We start from the raw sequence: 6,121 nt of genomic DNA, 5'->3' as shown, positions 1-6,121 counted from the left end.
GGATTCCGGACGGAGAGAGAGTACTCGTCCGCGTCGAGCGCTACACGATGCCGGATGGCACCCGCCGATACGCGGCGTACATCCGCGGCACGCGCGACGGCGGCTTCGGCGGCACGGATCCGAGCAACATGACCTCGAACCTCAAGCTCTATCAGCATGAGACCAGCACGTCGTACCAGGCGACGGCGCGCGCGCTGGCGATGGCGGGGGCCGGCCCCGGCGACACCGTGGACCTCGTCGGTCATTCGCAGGGCGGCATGATCGCCGGGCGGATCGCCCTCGACGGCGGGTTCCGCACGGAGCTGCTCGTCACAGCCGGCTCCCCGACCGAGGCGCAGGTGTCCGACGACGTGCTGAGCGTGCAGTTGAGGCACGATCACGACATCGTCGCGAACCTGACGGCGGGAGGCTCGGCCGCGCCGGTGGGCTCGGACGGCAGCGTCGTCATCCGCCGCGACGTACCCCTCGACGACGGACCGCTGTCGGCGCACGGCCTCGGCACGTACGACCAGACGGCGCGGCTGGCGGAGGCATCCGGAGACCCGCAGCTGCGGCCCGTCCATGACAGGATCGCCGAGCTCGGGGCCGCGGTCTCGGTCGAGGTGCTGGAGTACGACGCGACCGTGCCCGAACCGCCGCACGTCGATCCGCCCCCGCCGCCCGGGCAGTACTGGGGCCCGGCGCCGTGGGAGGGTGCCGGCCGTTGAGTGAAGCGGCGCCGCTGCGTCAGCGACGCCGGGCGGGGCGCAGGAAGATGCCGAAGATCCAGTTGATGACGGTGATGAGAAGGGCCGCGACGACACCCCACCAGAAGCTCTCGACGCGAAGACCCCAGCTCCACCAGTGCGTCAGCCATCCCGTCAGCCAGAGCAGGAATCCGTTGATGACGAGCGAGATCAGACCCAGCGTGAGGATGTACAGCGGGAAGGCCAGGATCTTCACGATGGTGCCGACGATCGCATTGACCAGGCCGAAGATCAGGGCGATCACCAGCAGCGTCAGCACGTACTGCAGCGTCCCGCCGGGCGCGAACGGCGCGACGGTGACTTTCAGGGTCGGGATGAGGGTGACGACCCAGATCGCGAACGCGTTCACGACGATGTGGATGATGAACCTCATGATCGGAGTCTCCCACGCCCGGGGCGGCCCATGGGCCGGGAAGCACCCGCGCTCCTAGACTCGGAGCGTGAGTGACGACATCCCCGTTCGCGTGCGGCCCGAGATCGCCGCCCTGCCGCCGTACAAGCAGGGCAAGCAGGCCGGAGCCGACGCGTTCAAGCTCTCCAGCAACGAGAACCCGTTCGATCCGCTGCCGTCGGTGCTCGACGCCATGCAGCAGCAGACCGCGATCAACCGGTATCCGGATGCCACCGCCTCCCGCCTGCGCCACGCGCTCGCCGAGCGATACGGGGTCGGTCCCGACGACGTGCACATCGGCTCGGGCTCCGTCGCCATCATCGCCCAGCTGATGCTCGCCGCCGCCGGCCCGGGCGACGAGGTGGTCTACGCCTGGCGCTCGTTCGAGGCGTATCCGGGGCTCGTGCTCATCGCCGGCGCCACCCCGGTCGAGGTGCCGCTGCTGCCGGATGCCCGCCACGACCTCGACGCCATGGCGGCCGCCATCACGCCGCGCACCCGGGCGGTCATCGTGTGCACGCCGAACAACCCGACCGGCCCGATCGTCACGCAGGCCGAATTCGACGCATTCATCGAGAAGGTCCCGGCGGACACCCTGGTGCTGCTGGACGAGGCCTACGCCGAATTCGTCACCGACCCCGACGCCGTCGACGGACGCCGCGTGCTGGCATCCGGCCGGCATCCCAACGTCGTCGTGCTGCGCACCTTCTCGAAGGCGTACGGGCTCGCCGGCCTCCGCGTCGGCTACGCGGTGGGGCACCGTCGCATCCTGGATGCCGCGCGCAGCACCGCCATCCCGCTGTCCGTGACCGCGCAGGCCGAAGAGGCCGCCCTCGCCTCCCTCGACGCCGAGGCCGACCTGCTCGACCGGGTCAGCACGATCGTCGAGCGCCGCGACGACCTCGTCGCCCGGCTGCGGGCGCAGGGATGGAGCATCCCGCAGACCCAGGGCAACTTCGTCTGGCTCGCCACCGGTGCCGAGACGACCGACGCCGCGGCCGCGTTCGAGGCGGCCGGACTCATCGTCCGCCCCTTCGCAGGAGACGGCATCCGCATCTCCGTCGGCGAGAGCACCGCTGTAGAGAATGTCGTACGGATCGCGGCATCCGTTATCGACACTCTCCAAGCTGAGCACCCGGCGCGCGCGATAGCGTAGAACGGTGAGCCAGTCCGACGACCCGGCGATCGTCCGCATCCTTGCGGCCGACGGCACCCTCGCGCCCACACCGGCGGCGCAACCGTACCTCGAGATCATCGAGGCGCTGCCACACGAGCAGCTCGAGCTGTTCTACCGCGACATGGCGGTGGCCCGCGCATTCGACAAGCAGGCCACGAACCTGCAGCGGCAGGGGCAGCTGGCCCTGTGGCCGCCGAGCCAGGGGCAGGAGGCCGCGCAGGTCGGGTCCGCGCACGCGGCCCGCCCGCAGGACCACGTCTTCCCGTCGTACCGCGAGCACGTCGTCTGCATGATCCGCGGCGTCGACCCCCTCGGCATCACGAGCCTCATGCGGGGCGTCACGCACGGCGGCTGGAACCCGGCCGAGCCGGCGAACGGCAACACGCACATCTACACGCTCGTGCTCGGTTCGCAGACCCTGCACGCCACCGGGTACGCGATGGGCATGGCCTTCGACGGACGCAGCGGCACCGGCGACGTCGACCGCGATCAGGCCGTCATCGTCTACTACGGCGACGGGGCGTCCAGCCAGGGCGACGTGCACGAGGCCATGGTCTTCGCGGCCAGCTACCGCACCCCCGAGGTGTTCTTCCTGCAGAACAACCAGTGGGCCATCTCGGTTCCGGTCTCCACCCAGTCCCCGGCGCCGCTGTTCCGCCGCGGCGAGGGCTACGGGATGCCGTCCATCCAGATCGACGGCAACGACGTGCTCGCCAGCTACGCCGTGACCCGGCGCGCTCTGGACGAGGCCCGGTCCGGCCAGGGGCCGCGCGCCATCGAAGCCGTCACCTACCGCATGGGCGCGCACACCACCAGCGACGACCCCACCAAGTACCGCAGTGCAGGCGAAGAGCAGTCCTGGGCGCAGCGCGACCCGATCACGCGCATGCGCACGTTCCTCGAGGCGCGCGGGTCCACCGCAGGGTTCTTCGCCGATGTGGACGCCCGGGCCAAAGCCGCGGCGGACGACATCCGCGAGCGCACCTCGGCCCTGGACGGCATCCCCGCCGACGGCATGTTCGCCCACGTCTACTCCGAGCCGCATCCGCTGATCGAGCGGCAGCGCGCCTGGCTCGCCGAGTACGAGGCATCCTTCGAGGGGAACGCGCGATGAGCGACACCACCACCATCGAGACCGCCGCCGCCGTGACCACCCAGACCATGCCGTTCGTGCGCGCCCTCACCGCGGGCCTGCGCCAGGCGATGTCCGACGACGACCACGTGCTGCTCATGGGCGAGGACATCGGCCCGCTCGGAGGCGTGTTCCGCGTCACCGAAGGGCTGCAGGCGGAGTTCGGCAAGAACCGCGTGCTCGACACGCCGCTGGCCGAGTCCGGCATCATCGGCACCGCCATCGGTCTGGCGATGGCGGGGTTCCGCCCGGTGTGCGAGATCCAGTTCGACGGGTTCGTGTTCCCCGCGTTCGACCAGATCACCACGCAGCTCGCCAAGCTCACCAACCGGCACGAGGGCAACCTGCAGATGCCGGTCGTCATCCGCATCCCCTACGGCGGGCACATCGGTGCCGTCGAGCACCACCAGGAGAGCCCGGAGGCGTACTTCGCCCACACCGCGGGCCTGCGCGTGGTGTCGCCGTCGACCCCGAACGACGCGTACTGGATGATCCAGGATGCCATCGCCTCGAACGACCCGGTGGTGTTCCTCGAGCCCAAGGCGAAGTACTGGATGAAGGGTGAAGTCGACCTGTCGGCGCGCGCCCTGCCGCTGCACGCCTCGCGGGTCGTCCGCCGCGGCACCGATGTCACGCTCGTCGGTCACGGCGCCATGGTGACGACGCTGCTGCAGGCGGCCGCGCTCGCCGAGTCCGAGGGCACCAGCTGCGAGGTCGTCGACATGCGGTCGCTGTCGCCGATCGACTACGGGCCCATCCTCGACTCCGTGCGCCGCACCGGGCGCATGGTCTACGCCCAGGAGGCACCCGGCAACGTGTCGGTCGGGTCCGAGGTGGCCGCGACCGTCATGGAGCAGGCGTTCTACGCCCTCGAAGCCCCGGTGCTGCGGGTGTCGGGTTTCGACGTGCCGTTCCCGCCCGCCAAGCTCGAGGGCGTCTACCTGCCCGACCCCGACCGCATCCTCGAAGCCGTCGACCGGGCCCTGGCCTACTGACATGCACGCCGCGCTCAGCCCCCGCCTCCCCTCGTTGACTTGCCCTGGATGTACGACGCGCCCGGCGTGTCGCGTACATCCAGGGCAAGTCAACGAGGAGGGGGCGCGGGCTGCGTCTTTCCGAAGGGACCGTCCATGAGCACCCAGACTTTCGTCCTGCCCGATGTGGGGGAGGGACTGACCGAGGCCGAGATCGTGTCGTGGCGCGTCGCGCCGGGCGATGCGGTGGCCGTCAACGACGTGCTCGTCGAGATCGAGACGGCCAAGTCGCTCGTCGAGCTGCCGTCGCCGTTCGAGGGCACGGTGGGCGAGCTGCTGATCGCCGAGGGCGTGACGGTGGACGTCGGCACCGCGATCATCACGATCGTGGGTGCGGGGGCGGATGCCGACGTCACCGCCGGACGCAGCGAGCACGGCGCCCCCGCGGCGGCCGAGCCCGAGGAGGCCGCCGGCTCCGTGCTGGTCGGCTACGGTACCGGCGGTCAGGTGCAGTCGCGCCGCCGCCCCGCCCAGAAGCCCGCGCAGGAACGGGTCGCGGCATCCGTCGGCGTCGTCGCCAAGCCCCCGGTGCGCAAGCTGGCGCGCGACCTCGGCGTCGACCTCGGCACGGTCGTGCCGTCGGGCCCCGCCGGTGAGGTGACGCGCGACGACGTCGTCAAGCACGCGTCGCAGGCGAGCGTCTTCCGCAATGTGACGACACCCGAATGGTCGCAGGTGCGCGAGGAGACCATCCCGGTCGCCGTGGACCGCGCGGCATCCGCCGTCGCCCCGGTGCAGGCCACCGCGCCGTCGACGCTCGCCCCGTCCGACCCCACCCGCGAGGAGACCATCCCGGTCAAGGGCGTGCGCAAGGCCGTCGCCTCCGGCATGGTGCGCTCCGCCTACAGTGCCCCGCACGTGTCGGTGTGGACCGATGTGGATGCCACCCGCACCATGGAGCTCGTCAAGCGCCTCAAGGCGTCCCCCGACTTCGCCGACATCAAGGTGTCGCCGCTGCTGATCATGGCGCGCGCCGTGATCTGGGCCGTGCGGCGCACCCCGATGGTCAACGCCGTCTGGGCGGACACCGACGGCGGCGCCGAGATCCGCGTGCGCAACTACGTGAACCTCGGCATCGCCGCGGCCACCCCGCGGGGGCTCCTGGTGCCGAACATCAAGGACGCCCAGAACCTGTCCACGCGCGAGCTCGCGCGTGCGCTCGAGAAGCTGACGCTGACCGCCCGCGAGGGCAAGACGCAGCCCGCCGAGCAGCAGAACGGCACCATCACGATCACCAACATCGGCGTGTTCGGGATGGATGCCGGAACCCCGATCATCAACCCCGGCGAGACCGGCATCATCGCGATGGGCGCGATCCGGCAGAAGCCGTGGGTCGTCGACGGCGAGGTGCGCCCACGCTGGGTCACCACGGTCTCGGGCTCGTTCGACCACCGCGTGGTCGACGGCGACGGCATGAGCCGGTTCGTGGCGGACGTGGCGTCCATCCTCGAGGAGCCGGCGCTGCTGCTCGACTGAGCCGGCGGGTCGCTGCGTTTCGTCTCGGTCGCTGCGCTCCCTCGCTCAACGACCGGGCAGAGGTGGGCGCAGCGCCCCCCGCCGGTCGTTGAGCGAGCGCAGCGAGCCGAAACGCAGGACCCCCCGCCGGTCGTTGAGCGAGCGCAGCGCCCCCCGCCGGTCGTT

At 70.9% G+C, this 6,121-nt stretch carries 5 protein-coding genes and 1 pseudogene; 5 read left to right on the top strand and 1 reads right to left on the bottom strand.

All coding sequences use genetic code 11. From position 1 onward, the window contains the following. Positions 1–707 (top strand): annotated as a pseudogene (locus VJR25_RS01970) (hypothetical protein); the annotation flags it as partial. Between the two features lie 19 nt (positions 708–726). On the opposite strand, the gene VJR25_RS01965 reads toward VJR25_RS01970, so the two are convergent. Further along, complete coding sequence (locus VJR25_RS01965; RefSeq protein ID WP_324111974.1) at positions 727–1,119, bottom strand: phage holin family protein; 393 nt, start codon at positions 1,117–1,119, stop codon at positions 727–729. A 67-nt stretch (positions 1,120–1,186) separates the two neighbouring features. Between VJR25_RS01965 and VJR25_RS01960 the strand changes: the two genes are divergently transcribed. The 4 genes from VJR25_RS01960 (at position 1,187) to VJR25_RS01945 (ending at position 5,956) form a co-directional block, all read left to right on the top strand. Then, positions 1,187–2,293: a histidinol-phosphate transaminase gene (locus tag VJR25_RS01960; protein WP_324111972.1), complete on the top strand. Its 1,107-nt coding sequence runs from the start codon at positions 1,187–1,189 to the stop codon at positions 2,291–2,293. Between the two features lie 4 nt (positions 2,294–2,297). Continuing rightward, positions 2,298–3,428 carry a thiamine pyrophosphate-dependent enzyme gene (locus tag VJR25_RS01955; protein WP_324111971.1) on the top strand — a complete coding sequence of 377 codons (1,131 nt, stop codon included), beginning with the start codon at positions 2,298–2,300 and terminating at the stop codon, positions 3,426–3,428. 47 nt (positions 3,429–3,475) lie between these two features. Beyond that, positions 3,476–4,441: an alpha-ketoacid dehydrogenase subunit beta gene (locus tag VJR25_RS01950; RefSeq protein WP_414683705.1), complete on the top strand. Its 966-nt coding sequence runs from the start codon at positions 3,476–3,478 to the stop codon at positions 4,439–4,441. 135 nt (positions 4,442–4,576) lie between these two features. Then, entirely contained in the window at positions 4,577–5,956 is a 1,380-nt protein-coding gene (locus tag VJR25_RS01945; RefSeq protein WP_324111967.1) for a dihydrolipoamide acetyltransferase family protein, read from the top strand. The last annotated feature ends 165 nt before the right edge of the window (positions 5,957–6,121 follow it).

Origin of the sequence: Microbacterium sp., assembly GCF_035277845.1 — a bacterium.
Classification (GTDB): Bacteria; Actinomycetota; Actinomycetes; order Actinomycetales; family Microbacteriaceae; genus Microbacterium.
This window is presented reverse-complemented; position numbering and strand designations above follow the sequence as displayed.